Origin of the sequence: Bacillus sp. AFS012607, assembly GCF_002558005.1 — a bacterium.
Lineage (GTDB): Bacteria > Bacillota > Bacilli > Bacillales > Bacillaceae_G > Bacillus_A > Bacillus_A thuringiensis_S.
This window is the reverse complement of the sequence record NZ_NTVM01000045.1, coordinates 32,428-48,066: the sequence shown is the minus strand read 5'-3', so window position 1 is coordinate 48,066 and position 15,639 is coordinate 32,428. Positions and strand designations below refer to the sequence as shown.

The window sequence follows — 15,639 nt, the reverse complement described above, 5'->3', positions numbered from 1 at the left end:
TAATAGGTAATATTCATTATGTAATTATTATATTGTAAAAATGCTTTTGTGAATAAATAAGAATAGAGGTTAATATGAAAGTAAATCAATTAATTGCTAATAACATAAATAAATTAGATGCAACTATACCGTTTAATAAATCGTTTGGAATTGCTGGTTTATCTGGATCGGGTAAAACAACTTTTTGCCAAACAATTGGTGAAGAATCAAAAAAACGATTAGTTTCTTTATTGCCAAAGGCTGAATATCAATATTTATTTCCTAACATTATGGAAACAAATTTTAGTGCCATTAAGATGGAAGAAATACCTTTAGTACTTTTTCTAGGAAAATCATCGATTTCGTCTAATCCGCGTTCAACGATTGGTACTCATACTGGTGTTTTTACAGAGGTTCGGGAAAAACTTGCTGAGGTATTTAATCTTTCTCCAGAGGTCTTTTCATTTAATAATCAATTAGGCTGGTGTACTGGTTGTAAAGGCCGTGGTACTACAAAAAATGTTGAGTGTAAAAAATGTAAGGGAAAACGTTATAGTGAAGAAATTGAACAACATGAAATTGATTTGTTGGACAAGCCACATTCAATCTCAAATATTAATGATTTAAGTATTGAATCTATTCTTTCACTAGCAAAAGAGTTAAATATTAGTGAAGAAAAACAGCATATACTGCAAAATATTATTAATATGAACATTGGTTATTTAACATTAAATCGAATTATGGGTACGTTATCAGGTGGAGAGTTAACACGACTTTATTTGGCCGAATTCATGGCAGTAAGTGAAAATGCTGTAATTATTATTGATGAGATTTCAGTTGGACTTGATCATGAAACTTTATTACAAATTTTAGAAGAGATTAAACGATTAGGGTGTAAAAATCAAATTTGGCTTATTGATCATTCAGATACAGTACTAGATACAACTGATGATCAATTGTTCTTTGGATCTGGTAGCGGAAAATATGGCGGGAAAATTGTGGAAGAATCACCAAGACCAAAGTCAATACTGTGGGATCGAAATAAAGAAATACCAACAGAATATTATACATTCTATGATTTATATTGCCGTAATATCCAAATGGCTGAGTTTCAAATTCCTAAAAACAGGCTTGTAACAGTTACAGGAGAATCAGGATGTGGGAAATCTACACTTGTCAACGAATGTCTAGCTACAGATTTTTTGAAACGATATCCAAAAGATAAATTAGTTATGGTAGGACAAGACCGAAATCAATCAATTACAAGTCGATCAACTGTAGCAACTTTCCTAGATATTAAAAAGAAACTGACAAAGTATAGTGAAGACATTGATGATATTTTTGAGCGCTCGATTGAGGATATTATTGATGAACTTCCAAATGAAGATATCGCTTATAAACGTTTGAGCCTACTAATTAAATTAGGGCTTGGCTATTTAACATTAGAGAGAAAAACACAAACATTATCGACAGGTGAGTTTCAATGTGTTCATTTAGTTTCGGAATTATTTGCAAACACTAGAAATCCACATACATTATTTATTTTTGATGAGCCTTCAAAAGGTTTATCACAAAATATTTTGAATCAATTTATCGATAGTATTAGAGGTATTCTGCAAGATGAATCAGTTTCGATCATTATGATTGAGCATAATCGTTACATGTTAGAAAGCTCTGATTATATAGTTGATTTTGGAAAAAGGCAGAATGAATCTATAGAGCATTTGGATGTTGTCAATCATGAGGATTACTATCGTCAAAAAAGTAATGTGAATAGCACAGAGAAAATACACATCTCTTCAATGCTTAAGCAGAAAAAAGGGGTTCACTATTTAGAAGAAAATCATATTAACTATTTTAAAAATGCCGAAAATATTTATAAGGGCGGTATTTTAAAAAGTTTATCATCAATGGCTAGGTTAATTTATGGTGAATATGAATCTGATACAATCGCACCTGTTATTGCTATTGATCTTGAAAGACATTTATATAGTCAATATAGTTTCTTATATGAGATTGGTGGATTAATTAATCATATTGTAGCTGCTCATCCAATTAATAAAGATACGAGAAGTTTTGATTTCTATTCACAGGACAATCATTGTCCATCTTGTTCTGGACGTCTTCAAATTGAAGTTTTTGATAAAGATATTGCCATTCAAGATAAAAGTGTTCCATTTTGGGATGGGCTATTCGATCCAGAAATCATGAAGGTATTAAAATTTTATCAGCATGAAAAAATAGAATTTCTATTCGAAGAAATAAAAAATGAGCTTGATCACGATTTGTCAAAGAGCTATAATGATATGTCAGAAGAAGAAAAGCATACGTTTTGGTACGGGTATTTTGAAAAATCATTTTATGATAAAAAAGGAAAGACACGCAGAACATGGGTAGGATTTAATACAATTATTGGTGGATATATTGTTATTTCAAAAGCACCTATTAAAGAAGAAATTAAAAGTTCAAAAAAAATGATGAAATGTCCAATTTGCGAGGGGACGGTTTTAAATCATCATAAACCACTTAAATTTGATAACGTAGATATTCGTGAAATAATTAATCAGCCTATTAATGAAGTAGTGAAAACAGTTGGTGATTTACCGACACTTGTTAAATTGAAGTCTATTGTTGGTGGCGATATGGTATTGACAGAAGATGTTTCTTTATTGCCAAGAAAAGCACAAGTTGCACTGAAGATGTTTGAATTAGAACAAGCAAGCTTTTCAAACTATGAAATGGTGTTACAAAATGTCTTACCATTCTGGGGTGAAATAAAAGGAAATATCGAATCCATTAGTGTTAATAATCAAGTAACTGTTTGTGATTTCCCTAATGTTTATGAAACGAGAGAAAACATTATAGATAAGTATTTCACAAATGGTAAATATAAAAAACTTACGTATGTATACGAAGCGTTTGGATACAAAAAAATAGTTACCCAAATTAATAAAATTAAAAAAAGTAATCCATGTCCATTTTGTAAAGGTAAGAAAGTGATAACCGAAGATAATCTACATGATGGTGTCTTTAAACTAACAATTCCATGTGTAACTTGTAATGCAAGTGGTATTAATGACGAAGGGTTAAAAGAAGTTGTCGAGGGCGTGGATGTACAAACGTGGTTAACTGGAAAAGTTAGTGATGTTGTGGATGAGAGCTTATTAACAGAAGCTGTTGGGCAAATACCAATTTTTAATCGTATTCGTGAGTTGGATAAACGAGATATGATGGCGGTTTATGAATGTCTTGAGAAAAATAACTAATGGTTATCAATTGCAGTAGTCATAAAAACAGGAATATAGGTTTTTAATTATATAAATATAACATGTTAAATTGTTATTTAAATCGTTAAAAATAGTTGACCCTCACATAATGTCATTGTTTATGATGAAGTTGAGCTTCAAAGTAGATGTAACTTATAGGAGGAAATCATGTTTAAAATAGGGGATTTTTCGAAACTATCTTCCATTAGTATACGTATGTTGAGACACTACGATAAAGTGGAATTATTACAACCAGTAAAAGTCGATGAGCAGAGTGGATATCGATTTTATTCAGCAGACCAATTAAAAAAAGTAAATCAAATTCAAACGTTAAAAGCTATGGGGTTTAATATTGCTACTATTAAAGAAATAATAGAATGCGATAATATAGATAGCATAAAAGAGCAATTTTTTAATCGTAGTGCTCAAATTAAAGAAGACATGAATAACCTCCAAAAACAATTACGTCTCCTCGAAGACTCAATGAAAACGATGAGAGAGGATGTTGTTGAGATGAATTATCATGTTTCAATAAAAGAAATTCCAGAAAGAACTGTAGCTAGTGTTAGAAAGATTATTCCATCGTATAATTGCGAAGGTGATTTATGGAGTGTATTAATGCAAGAAATTCAAATGAAAAATATTAGTATTGCCCATCCGAGTTATAGTATTGCGGTTTTCCATGATCGTGAATACAAAGAAAATGATGTAGATATAGAAATACAGCTAAGTATTCTAGGTAAGCACGAAAATACAAAAGACGTTACATTTAAAAATATGAAATCAACCAATATAGCTTCTATAACAGTTAATGGAAGTTATGAACAGATGACAGCTGTAAATGAGGCTGCGGCAAAATGGATTGAGACAGAAGGTTACAAATTAGCAGGCCCGATGTTTAATATTTATCATGTGAGCCCAGCGATGGAATCGGATCCTAATAAGTGGGTTACAGAAGTTTGTTATCCAGTTAAATAATGATAAAGAAAAAAGGCATTAATTATATGCCTTTTTTCTTTGGAAACTTATCCATAAATATCAAGACAAATTACTTCGAGATTCGATTCGTCAACTACTAGCACAATTTTATTTGCAAATGTACAAAATGAGCGGATTGTAATGAATCATCTAAAAACCAACCAGTTGGTACTAAAGTAATGTAATCATCTATTTGGAAATTTCAGCAATGTTTAAATGAGCAACAAAAGCCACCGTAATAAGGGGCTTTTGTCTTAAATAATTTAATGATATGTGTACCCTCCATCAGGAAACAATACATTACCCGTAGTAAAACTATTTTGCATTAAATATAGGACAGTATGTGCAATTTCATCATTATATCCAGCTCGTTGTACAAGTGAAAGAGATTTATAAGCTTCGTAAGCAACTAGTCTATTTTCATTTTGTTCATTTTCTTTTTGTATTGTTCCAGGAGAAACCACATTAACTCTAATAGGAGCTAATTCCACAGCTAAAGCCTTCCCTAAACTTTCAATAGCACCATTGCAAGCTCCATAAGCAGGTGCGCCTTTAAGTGGTCTTTGACTAAATGCACCGGACATTAACACGATAGATCCAGAGTTTGAAAGAAAAGGAATTGCATATTTTACGGCATAATATTGAGGCCAAAACTTTCCGATGAAGCTACTTTCAGCAATTTCCTCTGTAGAGGTAATTGGTCCAAGTGTGTAAGAGGCTCCCGGTGTGAATAAATGATCAAAGTTCCCAACTGTCTTGAAAAAAATTTGTAATTGCTCTTTATTTTGATTATCCAATATATAAGTTTGAAGATGATTGCTATTTATTAATTTTTTAGCAACTTTTAATTTTTCTTCCGAACGCCCTGCAATAATAACATGTGCTCCTTGTTCAATTACTTGTTTTGCCGTTGCCAATCCAATACCAGAACTCCCGCCAATGATAACAATACGACTATTTTCTAATGTAGTAATAGACATATTTTAGCCACTCCTTTAATAAAAAATTTAGAATATAACTGTGCTATGCTTTTATTATTCGCTAAAAGGGAGCAAGTGAAAAGTACGCACTTTATATGTACATAGTCGTAAATTTCGTACTAATCGCTATTTATGCGGATAAGTAATTGGAAAAATCGCTAAATATGGTTTATCCCGCATTAACGGGCAGTAAAACTCTCACCTCAAAGTTAGGAAAATGCAAGGAAGTTAGGTAAGAGATCAATTGCCCGTAAAAGCCCGATTGGTTCAACTAATAATCAGTTTGGGATGAACAAAACCCTCACTGATTAAAGTTTCACTTTATGATATCTGAGGAGAGGTGAGAAAAATGGATTTACAAGAACCGAAGTTAAAAGGGGTAATAGCAACATTACAAATAATCGGTGGGAAATGGAAGCCACTCATTTTGTTTATTTTGCTAACAGATGGAATGAAACGTTTTGGTGAATTAAAGCGATTGATACCAGATATATCTCAAGGGACGTTAGCGAAGCAATTACGTGAATTAGAGCAAGATCAACTAATAAAACGCGAAATTTATCAAGAAATACCACCTAAAGTAGAATATAGCTTAACTGAACATGGAAAAACAGTCAGTACTGTTTTGGATAGTATGTGTAGTTGGGGAAGAGGGCATTTAGAATATATAGATAAAGATAAACCATAAAAATGTTATGTAAACTTATTGTAGTGTGAAGGGAAATATTGTTTTAATAATTTGTAATTTATAATATATAATTAAGGAGTGTCGTAGGTTATTATACATATTTAATTTATTTTTACAAAGGGGAAGTAATAAGATGAACGAATTAGAGTATAAAAGCTTCTATGATAAAGTAGGAAGATTAAATGGATGGGATTTTAGTAAAATAAAATGTGAAACTGTAGGAGATACATGGGACTTTTATAGTGAGGTAAAAGAAAGGTGTAAACCATCACATATTTTACTTGATGTTGGTACAGGGGGAGGAGAAAATGTACTTAACATAGCATCATCAGCTAAATTGTTGATTGGAATTGATAATTCTAACGGCATGATTGCAACGGCACATTCTAACTTGAAAAAATCAGGTGTACAAAATGTTGAGTTTCTTCAAATGGGTTCTGAAGCTTTAACATTTCCACATGCACATTTTGATATTGCTTCAAGTTGTCATGCCCCGTTTCTGGCATCTGAGTTAGCGAAAGTAATGAAAAAGGGTGCCTTTTTCTTAACACAACAAGTAAGTGAGAATGATAAATTAAACCTGAAAGAAGCATTTGGTAGAGGGCAATGCTTAGGTGAACGGGATGGTACTTTAAAAGAAAAGTATATGAATGAACTTATTAGTGCAGGATTTGATCTCGTGCAAGTACGTGAATATGATGTTACTGATTATTACAGTAGGTCTGAAGATCTCATTTTCTTATTAAAACATACCCCTATTATTCCTAGATTCGGAGAACAGGAAGAGGATTTTACTATTTTACAAAAGTTCATTGATACGTATAGTTTTGAAAAAGGGATTCGTACTAATTCAAAAAGATTTATGATTATTGCTGTTAAATTATAATATATTTTAGTGTAAAAGCTGCTTTTCATTTAAAGAAAAGCAGCTTTTTGTGTGGAAAAGAATACAGGAAATACTTGAAAATAATAGAAATAAATAAAGTGTAAATTAAAAAATCAAAATATGGAGGATAAATGTTTTGAAACGTTACTATATTAGCAATGAAAAAATAAATGTACATATTACTGAATGGGGGAATAATGACAAGCCCGTTATCTTTTGTTTACATGGATTAGGTAGTACGAGTTTAAGATTTATAGAAATTGCTGTAAAGGATCTAGGGATCGAAATGGATAATAAAGTATGGTGGCATGCCAGGGGAAATACAGCTAGTAATATAATAAGAGGTATGCATAAAGATGAAACTATAGATATATATGAGAAGCTACCGGCTAATATTGTATTACTTCGAGCTACAGTCCCACAAGTTTGGGCGGATTATAGAGATAAGACAGTAAATGTTTTTAAAGAGAAAACGGACAGTATAGTAAAAGTAATTCCTGATACTACACATATGTTGTACTGGGATAAACCAGAAATTGTTATAGCAGAAATAAAAAATAATTGGAGCTAACATATTCATACTAAAGTTGTAGTTTCTACATGAAAAATCCATCCTTCCGTTTGATTTTATCTATTTATAAGTGTAATACAATACGAATAGATAATAAGAAACAAGGGGGAATGTAACGTGATTACACATATATTAGATATAAAATTACAAACGGTTTCCATAGAAGGGGTAAAACAAGTTTATAGGGACATATTATCTTTTCCAATAAAAAAAGAAACAGAATCATTTATTCAATTTAAAGTAACACCGTACACTACAATTAGTTTTCAAGAATTATATGAACCAATTGCACCTGCGCACTTTGCTTTTGAGATTCCATATTCAAAATTTCATGAAGTTGCAAGATGGCTTGAAAAGTCTGGATTACTCATTGTAAAATGGAAAGATGGTCATACAATTGATGAAGAGAGCGGCCGATTCAACTTATATTTCAGAGATGGCGATGGAAATCTTCTCGAAATTATCGCGCATAGTTATGTTAAAGAAGATGTATTAGTACCACACTCACCTTTAAACATTTTATACGTAAGGGAAATTGGTCTTCCTGTTAAAAGTGTACCTGTTTTTACGGAATGGTTAAAATCAAATCTAAATATGAAAACGATGGAAGATGGGGATATTTTTAACTTTGTTATAGGTGGCACTGCATATATCGTCGCGACTTGGTGGCAGAGACCTTGGATTCCAATCGCAATGAAAGCTTTACCACCGAAAGTTCATGTTTCTTTTGGAACACCGGATTCAGCATTTTTACAGCACATCCAAAATAACTTTAAGAAAAATAATGTTCCCTTTGAATGTAAACATAATGAAGTATCATTTATTGAGCAGGGATATTCATTTTCTATTGTGTATACACCAGAGTTTCATTCCAATATTCCTAAAGAACTAAACTTACCACTTTCTATTTAAGGATAGAAAGTGGTAAGTTTTTTATATCTTCGTGAAGAAGGTTTTCGTTATGATTAGAGTGAATGCAAAGAAAAGGATTAAGCGTTATTCAAACTTATTTTAAGGAGAGAAATGAAGTGAATCTAGGTAATCCAATTGCAAAAGGGAATACTGCAGAAATTTATTTAATTGATGATAAGGTTGTAAAATTATTTAAAGATTACCTCCCAGATACAGAGTCTATGAATGAAGCAAAAAAACAAAAATATGCTTATTCATGCGGGCTGCCAGTTCCAAACGTATTCGAAGTGACAAAGATACAAAATAGACAGGCAATTATTATGGAACATGTAAAAGGGGACAACATTGGTGATCTTCTGCTTAATAATTTAAATGAGGCAGAGCGTTATATCGGCCTTTGTGTTAATGAGCAAAAAAAGATCCATGCTATACATGTGAATACAGATGAAATGGAGTTAATGAGGGAAAGGTTAGAGCGTCAAATTAAATCTGTGCATAAATTGGATGAACGCAAAAAGAAGGATATATTACAAAAATTAGAATCTATTACATTTGATTTTAGGCTATGTCATGGAGATTTTCATCCATTTAATTTGATTTTGAGTAAGGAAGAGAAAGTGAAAGTTATAGATTGGGTAGATGCTAGTTCAGGTGATATTCGCGCAGATGTATTTCGAACATACTTGTTGTACTCACAATCTTCGGTAGAATTAGCTGAGATGTATTTACATATATATTGCAGTCGTACCGGCATATCAAGAGATGAAGTTTTTCAATGGGCTCCTATTATTATTGCAGCTAGATTTTCTGAAAAAGTATCACCGCAAAATGAAGTGTATTTGAAAAGATTATTGAATCAGTATTTATAAGTCATAAAAAAGGTTGTCAGCTAATTAATAAATGCTGTTGTTTAACCAAAGTTTCCTTGTAGTTAAACAACAGTATTCTTAAATATTGATATAGGTATTCTTATTTTCGATCTTCATCCTATAAAGGTTCATAATCCGTACTTGTTCCTCCGTTAATTCATCTTTATCCCAATACATATGCATTAAGCTATATTCAAAAATCTCCTTTAATTTAATAAATAACGGAAACTTGTCTTTCATCTCTTTTGGTAGCTCATTTTTCTCTTGGTAGCCTTCAAATAGTGCTTTTGTAATAGAATACTCATAGTCAACGATATTCCCATTTCCAGCAAATGAATATTCTATTGCACTATAAATAGGAACGGCTAAATCGAATATGTAAAAATGTTTTTCGCAGTCTTGAAAATCTATCATTGTTAAGTTTGAATTATTTTCGACTAAAATGTTTTCTAACCATAAATCTCCGTGTATTAAGCCGTAATTTGAAGGGGATTTTGGTAGCTCTTTTATGGAAGTTAAAACGTCAGATGCAATTTCTCTTATTGTATTTTCTTCTTTAGGGATATATTTAAGAAAATTATATTCTTCATTTTCATACCAATCGTTTATATGTTTTACTGGTTTAATCTTTTCAAAGCTTTTAGATATACGATGTAATTTTCCAATTTGTTTACCAAGTTTTTTAAATATATTAGAATTCCATTCAGACCTTGGTAAATGTATACCAGGAGCAGCTTTATATAATACAGCAAAAATCTCCTTGTCTAATGTGAATTTTTCTACAAAATTCCCTTGTAATGAAGGGATTATTGGTGGAACACCTAAACCATTTTGATATAAAACTTCCTCTATCTGTTCTTCATATGTTTTGTAGTTTGTAATTCTACTGAAGTATGTACCTTGTTCTGTAAGACATTCATACATCTCATTTGTTATTGGCTTAATGTTAATAAAATTCAACGGATACTGTTCATTTATGAATTGAAGTATTTCTTTTTCTAGCTTGTTCATTGAAACGTCCTTTCCAAACCTTAATTTTTTAACTTGGGAATTAAAAGAATTTTATTTTATAAAATTCGTGTTTAATTTTTGAAATCCTTTAAAATGAAATATGATGTAAATTGACCTTTAATAATTAGTAAGGTGTTGCCAACATACTCATTAACGCTAAATTGAAAAATGAATAGAAGGTATGACAAAATAAGATAGATGAAAAAATATAAAATTAATACTTATATATAGATTATAAAGACTTTAGAGAAAGGCTCATGTTATAAAACACAAGAAATATCAAAAGAAAGAAACGCACTTCTCCTATACTTTTAAATAAGGAGTGAAGGAAATGAATAAACATATACAGCAGATGATTAATTGGATTGAGAGCAATTTAAAAAAGAGATTTTCATTAGATGAATTATCTCGTTACATGGGGTATTCTCCTTATTATTGCTCTTTTAAATTTCATCAAGTAATGGGTTTCAGTATTAGACGTTATATTCTTCTTAGAAGGTTGTATTTATCTACGGAAGATTTAAAGAATGGTAGGAAGATAATTGAGGTCGCATTGGATTACGATTACTCTTCCCAAGAGGCTTATAGTAGAGCTTTCAAAAATGTTTTTGGAATGAATCCAAGAGAATACCAACTTAACAAAATGCCTATTCAATCATTTGTTAAACTAAATTTAAATAAAGAAGGGGCGTTTAATATGAATATTTCTAGAAAAATAGAGGTTGAGCAGTTACGAAATAGGAAGAGTGAGCTATTTGATAAAGAGGTACTTAACATATTAAATGGTCAAGTTATGTATGAAGAATTTAAAAACGAAAAGCTAATGGGTGATTCTGATTATGCACCATTTAATGAGGCAATGTGTGTGAACTCGGCTACTACTCAAGTTTTTAATGAAGAGTTTATTAAAACAAGAGCGAAAGGACATAACAGTTTAGTAGAAAGTTATATAAAAAAGGTTATAGATCCGTTAGAAAACCTTTTTACGAAAAAGTATAAATGTATTGTTCTATGGTTTGGTGAAGATATGTTTTGCCAAATGAACCTACTTACCATACTTTCTCACCTTGAACAGTCTGCTTATGAAGGGAAGGTATACTTAAATAGCTTTAGAGAGGATAAATTTAAAGTAAATCAAATTGAACTTGAATTGGGGAATTATTCTTCTATATACAATGAAGTATTAGTAAACCATAAAAAGACCTCTCATAAGGTACCACCTGTAATGTATCAGGCTATAGACTTATTTTTAGAAATGTTAACAGAAGATAATGCAGTAATGAAATTCATCTCTAAAAATAAAGATTTATCAACTCGTGAATTATTAATAAAGTTGTTTTATCTTTTTCCAACAATCGGATATGGAGATACTCAGTACATAGAGCTGATTAATAAAATAAAGAAGAAAGCTACACCAAAAATATAGGTGCAGCTTTCTTCTTATAATTGCTCAAGTAATTCTAATTCTTTTTCTACAAATAGCATTAGTTCTTTAATTGTTTCACCAGAAAAATCAAAACGAATACCGGCTGCATCATACACTTCTTTTATAGATTGAGAGCTTCCTAGTGATAATGCCTTTTTATAATTTTCTAGCGCTTGCTTAGGATCCTCTTTATATTGTTTATACATTTGTAATGCACCAAGTTGGGCGATCGCATATTCAATATAATAAAATGGTACTTCAAAAATATGGAGTACAGGTAGCCAACTCGTTGCTATCCAGTTTTCGTAGCCATCAATATGTATGACGCTAGACTGATAATGTTTTTGAAGTTGTAAGTATTTTTCATTTCTTTCTTCAGAAGTATGACTTGGATTTTCATACAGCCAGTGTTGAAATTGATCGACAATAAGCATAATAGGTAAATATGAAATAACATCTTTAAAGAAGTTAATTTTTGCTTGTTTTAAATCTTTTTTGTCTGTATAGAAGGTATCCCAATAATTAAGCGAGAATAACTCCATTGTCATACTGGCTAGCTCAGCTGTTTCAGCTGGAATTTCTATATACTGTCGTAATTTTAATGGTTTTATGAGTTCGTTATGAATACTATGACCCATTTCATGTATAAAAGTGACAATATCATCTTGTGTATAATTTAAGTTCATAAAAATATAAGATAATTGTGAAGCTGGTAAGTACTCACAAAAGCCACCAGCTGCTTTTCCTTTGCGGCTTGTTAAATCAAGACAATTGTGTTTATACATTCGGTTTAAAAGTGCTGAAAATTCAACATCTAGTTTATTAAAGATATGAGTGCTCTTTTCAATTAAATCATTTTCATTTGCAATAGGTTTAAGTACTTTTTGATCTGGAGTTACAGCTGATACATCCCACGGGCGAAGCGTATCAACTTGCAGTTTATCTTTTTTCTCTAGCAATATTTTATCTTTAAGAGGCACAACATACTTACTTATGGATTCAGCTAGTTCATAGCAATCTTTCGCTGAATAATCAAAACGCTCGTATTTTTTGAACATATAATCGCGATAATTCTCTAGTTGAATATTTTTTGCTTTTTGATGGCGAATTTCAATTAATTGATTTAATATGTTTTGGAGTTCTTTTTCAACAGATAAAAATTGTTCAGAAATAATGGTTTTTGCCTTTTTACGGGTGTCACGATTCGAATCTTGTAAATAGGATTGTAATTCTGTTATCGTTTTTTCTTCTCCGTCCCAAATTCCACTTAATCCTCCAGTAATTTCAAAGTACTCTGTGACTAATTTGTCTTCCTGTATTTCTAATTCGATATTTTCCTCACAAAATAACTTTTGAGCATTTTTTATTTTTGTATCTAATAAACCATATACGTTAGAATCTAATTCCATTCGAAAAGGTGACTCTAAATATTTATTATCCAATAAATTTTGGTACCGCTTTAAAAGTGGCTTTACAAATTGTTGATCATGTTCAAAAGTATCCTTTATTTCTTCATCATCCGTATTACATTGAAAGGCGATGTAATGTGATCTTAATTGTTCTTCGATGTCCCAAATTACTTTTGACTGCTCTTTTAACCAATTTTCAAGGTCTAGTTTTGAAGAAATCATTTTATTTAATAAAGTCGAAAGAGTTTTTTCCAATTGTAGTACATTACTAATATCAATCGTATTTACACGTTGCATTATATATCCCTCACTTTTTATTTATTCATAGAGATATTCTATTTATTAATTGTAATTCCCTTGTTAAGTGGGGTAAATGTGAAATAATGTTAAATTTAAATAATTAAAGAAGGTATTTATATGTCAAAGTAAAAAGTTTATCGTAAATGAAAATATATGGAGGGGTGCTGCATGAGAAAGGGAAAGAAGTTACTTGTATTTTTATTTCCACTTGTTTTATCCCGCATTAACGGGCAGTAAGATCCCCACCTCAAAATTCAGCGAAAGAAGTTAGGTGGGGGGATCAACTGCCCGTAAAAGCCCGATTGGTTCAACTAATAATCATTGGGGATGAACAAAACCCCCAATGATTAAAGTTTCACTTTATTATGTGCCTGTGAGAATGAGATTGAAGATGCTAAAAGTGAAGAGTCTATAGTGATGGATATTGCTACAGCCGCGGTAAAGGAGGAATCTTTTTTTAGTGCTGCTATAAGAGATGAAAAAGAAAGAATATTAGATTTAGAGATTGCTGATAGCGAAGATAGTAACGAAATAAAAAATGATATTAATAAAAGATTGGTGATACAAGGTGTAACGTCTTATAAAATCAATATAACTCAAAGAAATAGAGAAGTTGTAAAGGCAGAGAGTAGATGGAATCAAGTTTTTGGACATATATTTGATGACGTATTCAGAAAAAATGGATATGAAGGGTTTAGTATTCAGCAAATAAATTATAAAAAGAATCAACCTGTTACCATTGATATAAAAACTAAGCTTAGCGATGATGAAGTAGGGGCGAGAGAACTTGGACAGAAAATAGAAAAAGAAGTTGAAGGGGTACTTAAAACAGAAGCAGTAAAGAAATGGATTGAAAATGATTCATATGCTATTGGGATTTACGATATAGATGATCGGAAAATTAACTAATTGAGGAATGAATGCTATATGAATAGAGAACCGATGTAATTAAATATAGAATTGCTGGAGGAGGTGTAATATGTATAAGTATTTACATATTTTAAATGACATAGAAAATATGATTCAAAATGGAGAAATAAAAGAAGGGAAGAAATTACCGTCTATACGGTCACTCGTTACGCAATATGAATGTAATAAGGCAACAGTTATACGTGCGCTTCATGAATTAGAAAAGCGTCACATTATATATTCTGTCCCTCAAAGTGGATACTACGTTGTTAAGAAATCTGGGAGTACCATAGAAAATAACGAGATAATTGATTTCGCTTCTTCAGCACCAGATCCAGATGTTTTCCCATATTTAGATTTTCAGCATTGCATTAATAAGGCTATTGATACTTATAAAAATGATTTGTTCGTATACGGAACACCGAAAGGGTTACCATCTTTAATTCCAGTCATTCAAAAACAGTTGGCAAATTATCAAGTGTTCACGAAAGAAGACAATATTTTTATAACGTCAGGTGTGCAGCAGGCGCTTGCTATATTAACTTCTATACCATTTCCGAATGGAAATGAAACTGTATTAATTGAACAGCCAACATATCATCTATATATTGATTATCTAGAAATAAATAAAGTTCCTGTAATCGGTATTAAACGTACGAATGAAGGTATCGATTTGAATGAATTGGAGCAAATATTTCAAACTGGAAAAATAAAATTCTTTTATACGATACCGAGATATCATCATCCGCTTGGAACTTCTTATTCTAAAGATGAGAAAGAAAAAATCGCACTATTGGCTAAGAAATACAATGTATTTATAGTGGAAGATGATTATTTAGCAGATTTAGAAACTGATTCAAAAGCAGATCCGTTATATAGCTTGGATAATTGTAGTCATGTCATATATTTGAAAAGTTATTCGAAGATTATTTTTCCTGGTTTACGGGTTGGAGTTGCAGTCATCCCACCATCCATTGCAAATGCTTTCTATACATACAAAAAGATACTAGATATTGATAGTCCGATGATTTCTCAAGCGGCTTTAGAAATTTATATAAAGAGCGGTATGTTTGAACGTCATAAAAGTAAAATTAATTCTTCCTACTACAATAGATCAATAAAACTAGCAGAAACATTAGAAAAAGTGCAAAATGAAGATCAATCATTATTTACATATAATAGACAAAACACATTTGGAATACACACTTGTTTAGAAATGCAGAAAAACATAGTTACAGAAACACTTATACAAAAATTAGGTGACATGCAAATAAGTGTCGATACTATTGATAAGAATTATATGAGGAATTTTCCTAAAGAAAAACTGTTAAAGTTAAATGTTTCGAATGTAAAAGAAGATAAGATTGAAGAAGGTATTCGTAAAGTAATTGAGGAAATCAACCAATCAAGACACTTGAATTTTCAGTTTAGAAAAGAATAATTTGAATTAGGAGG

General features: G+C 31.1%; 13 protein-coding genes. 10 read left to right on the top strand and 3 right to left on the bottom strand.

The genetic code is table 11. The annotated features are described in order from the left end of the window. The first annotated feature begins 74 nt into the window (after window positions 1–74). Window positions 75–3,245: an ATP-binding cassette domain-containing protein gene (locus CN409_RS29530; RefSeq protein ID WP_097982066.1), complete on the top strand. Its 3,171-nt coding sequence runs from the start codon at window positions 75–77 to the stop codon at window positions 3,243–3,245. 168 nt (window positions 3,246–3,413) lie between these two features. Further along, the gene (locus CN409_RS29525; protein WP_086391154.1) at window positions 3,414–4,223 is read left to right on the top strand and encodes a MerR family transcriptional regulator; all 810 of its coding nucleotides are present in this window, start codon (window positions 3,414–3,416) and stop codon (window positions 4,221–4,223) included. Between the two features lie 263 nt (window positions 4,224–4,486). On the opposite strand, the gene CN409_RS29520 is transcribed toward CN409_RS29525, so the two are convergent. After that, a complete protein-coding gene (locus CN409_RS29520) occupies window positions 4,487–5,203 on the bottom strand; it encodes an SDR family oxidoreductase (protein ID WP_000029094.1) in 717 nt (238 codons plus the stop codon). A gap of 349 nt (window positions 5,204–5,552) precedes the next feature. Between CN409_RS29520 and CN409_RS29515 the strand changes: the two genes are divergently transcribed. The 5 genes from CN409_RS29515 to CN409_RS29495 all read left to right on the top strand — a co-directional run bounded on the left by CN409_RS29515 (window position 5,553) and on the right by CN409_RS29495 (window position 9,129). Continuing rightward, complete coding sequence (locus tag CN409_RS29515) at window positions 5,553–5,891, top strand: winged helix-turn-helix transcriptional regulator (RefSeq protein ID WP_000365520.1); 339 nt, start codon at window positions 5,553–5,555, stop codon at window positions 5,889–5,891. 133 nt (window positions 5,892–6,024) lie between these two features. After that, window positions 6,025–6,777: a class I SAM-dependent methyltransferase gene (locus CN409_RS29510; RefSeq protein WP_001003870.1), complete on the top strand. Its 753-nt coding sequence runs from the start codon at window positions 6,025–6,027 to the stop codon at window positions 6,775–6,777. 136 nt (window positions 6,778–6,913) lie between these two features. Then, window positions 6,914–7,348: a lipase gene (locus CN409_RS29505; protein ID WP_086391155.1), complete on the top strand. Its 435-nt coding sequence runs from the start codon at window positions 6,914–6,916 to the stop codon at window positions 7,346–7,348. 117 nt (window positions 7,349–7,465) lie between these two features. Further along, a complete protein-coding gene (locus tag CN409_RS29500) occupies window positions 7,466–8,260 on the top strand; it encodes a VOC family protein (protein ID WP_000627905.1) in 795 nt (264 codons plus the stop codon). Between the two features lie 116 nt (window positions 8,261–8,376). Then, the gene (locus CN409_RS29495; RefSeq protein ID WP_097982078.1) at window positions 8,377–9,129 is read left to right on the top strand and encodes an aminoglycoside phosphotransferase family protein; all 753 of its coding nucleotides are present in this window, start codon (window positions 8,377–8,379) and stop codon (window positions 9,127–9,129) included. Window positions 9,130–9,207: 78 nt separating this feature from the next. Here CN409_RS29495 and CN409_RS29490 read toward each other — a convergent pair whose 3' ends face one another. Further along, complete coding sequence (locus tag CN409_RS29490) at window positions 9,208–10,140, bottom strand: phosphotransferase enzyme family protein (protein WP_097982067.1); 933 nt, start codon at window positions 10,138–10,140, stop codon at window positions 9,208–9,210. A 331-nt stretch (window positions 10,141–10,471) separates the two neighbouring features. Between CN409_RS29490 and CN409_RS29485 the strand changes: the two genes are divergently transcribed. Next, the gene (locus CN409_RS29485; RefSeq protein WP_097982069.1) at window positions 10,472–11,566 is read left to right on the top strand and encodes a helix-turn-helix domain-containing protein; all 1,095 of its coding nucleotides are present in this window, start codon (window positions 10,472–10,474) and stop codon (window positions 11,564–11,566) included. 14 nt (window positions 11,567–11,580) lie between these two features. On the opposite strand, the gene CN409_RS29480 is transcribed toward CN409_RS29485, so the two are convergent. Next, entirely contained in the window at window positions 11,581–13,272 is a 1,692-nt protein-coding gene (locus CN409_RS29480) for a M3 family oligoendopeptidase (RefSeq protein ID WP_097982070.1), read from the bottom strand. A 420-nt stretch (window positions 13,273–13,692) separates the two neighbouring features. Between CN409_RS29480 and CN409_RS29475 the strand changes: the two genes are divergently transcribed. Beyond that, entirely contained in the window at window positions 13,693–14,184 is a 492-nt protein-coding gene (locus CN409_RS29475; RefSeq protein WP_097982072.1) for a DUF4030 domain-containing protein, read from the top strand. A 70-nt stretch (window positions 14,185–14,254) separates the two neighbouring features. Beyond that, complete coding sequence (locus CN409_RS29470; RefSeq protein ID WP_097982073.1) at window positions 14,255–15,625, top strand: aminotransferase-like domain-containing protein; 1,371 nt, start codon at window positions 14,255–14,257, stop codon at window positions 15,623–15,625. Window positions 15,626–15,639 lie beyond the last annotated feature (14 nt).

What these genes read in the sequence shown, in the direction of transcription:
- CN409_RS29490 (WP_097982067.1), bottom strand. Translation starts at nt 10,140, where the DNA reads ATGAACAAGCTAGAAAAAGAAATACTTCAATTCATAAATGAACAGTAT.
- CN409_RS29530 (WP_097982066.1), top strand. Translation starts at nt 75, where the DNA reads ATGAAAGTAAATCAATTAATTGCTAATAACATAAATAAATTAGATGCA.
- CN409_RS29525 (WP_086391154.1), top strand. Translation starts at nt 3,414, where the DNA reads ATGTTTAAAATAGGGGATTTTTCGAAACTATCTTCCATTAGTATACGT.
- CN409_RS29515 (WP_000365520.1), top strand. Translation starts at nt 5,553, where the DNA reads ATGGATTTACAAGAACCGAAGTTAAAAGGGGTAATAGCAACATTACAA.
- CN409_RS29510 (WP_001003870.1), top strand. Translation starts at nt 6,025, where the DNA reads ATGAACGAATTAGAGTATAAAAGCTTCTATGATAAAGTAGGAAGATTA.
- CN409_RS29475 (WP_097982072.1), top strand. Translation starts at nt 13,693, where the DNA reads ATGGATATTGCTACAGCCGCGGTAAAGGAGGAATCTTTTTTTAGTGCT.
- CN409_RS29520 (WP_000029094.1), bottom strand. Translation starts at nt 5,203, where the DNA reads ATGTCTATTACTACATTAGAAAATAGTCGTATTGTTATCATTGGCGGG.
- CN409_RS29480 (WP_097982070.1), bottom strand. Translation starts at nt 13,272, where the DNA reads ATGCAACGTGTAAATACGATTGATATTAGTAATGTACTACAATTGGAA.
- CN409_RS29470 (WP_097982073.1), top strand. Translation starts at nt 14,255, where the DNA reads ATGTATAAGTATTTACATATTTTAAATGACATAGAAAATATGATTCAA.
- CN409_RS29485 (WP_097982069.1), top strand. Translation starts at nt 10,472, where the DNA reads ATGAATAAACATATACAGCAGATGATTAATTGGATTGAGAGCAATTTA.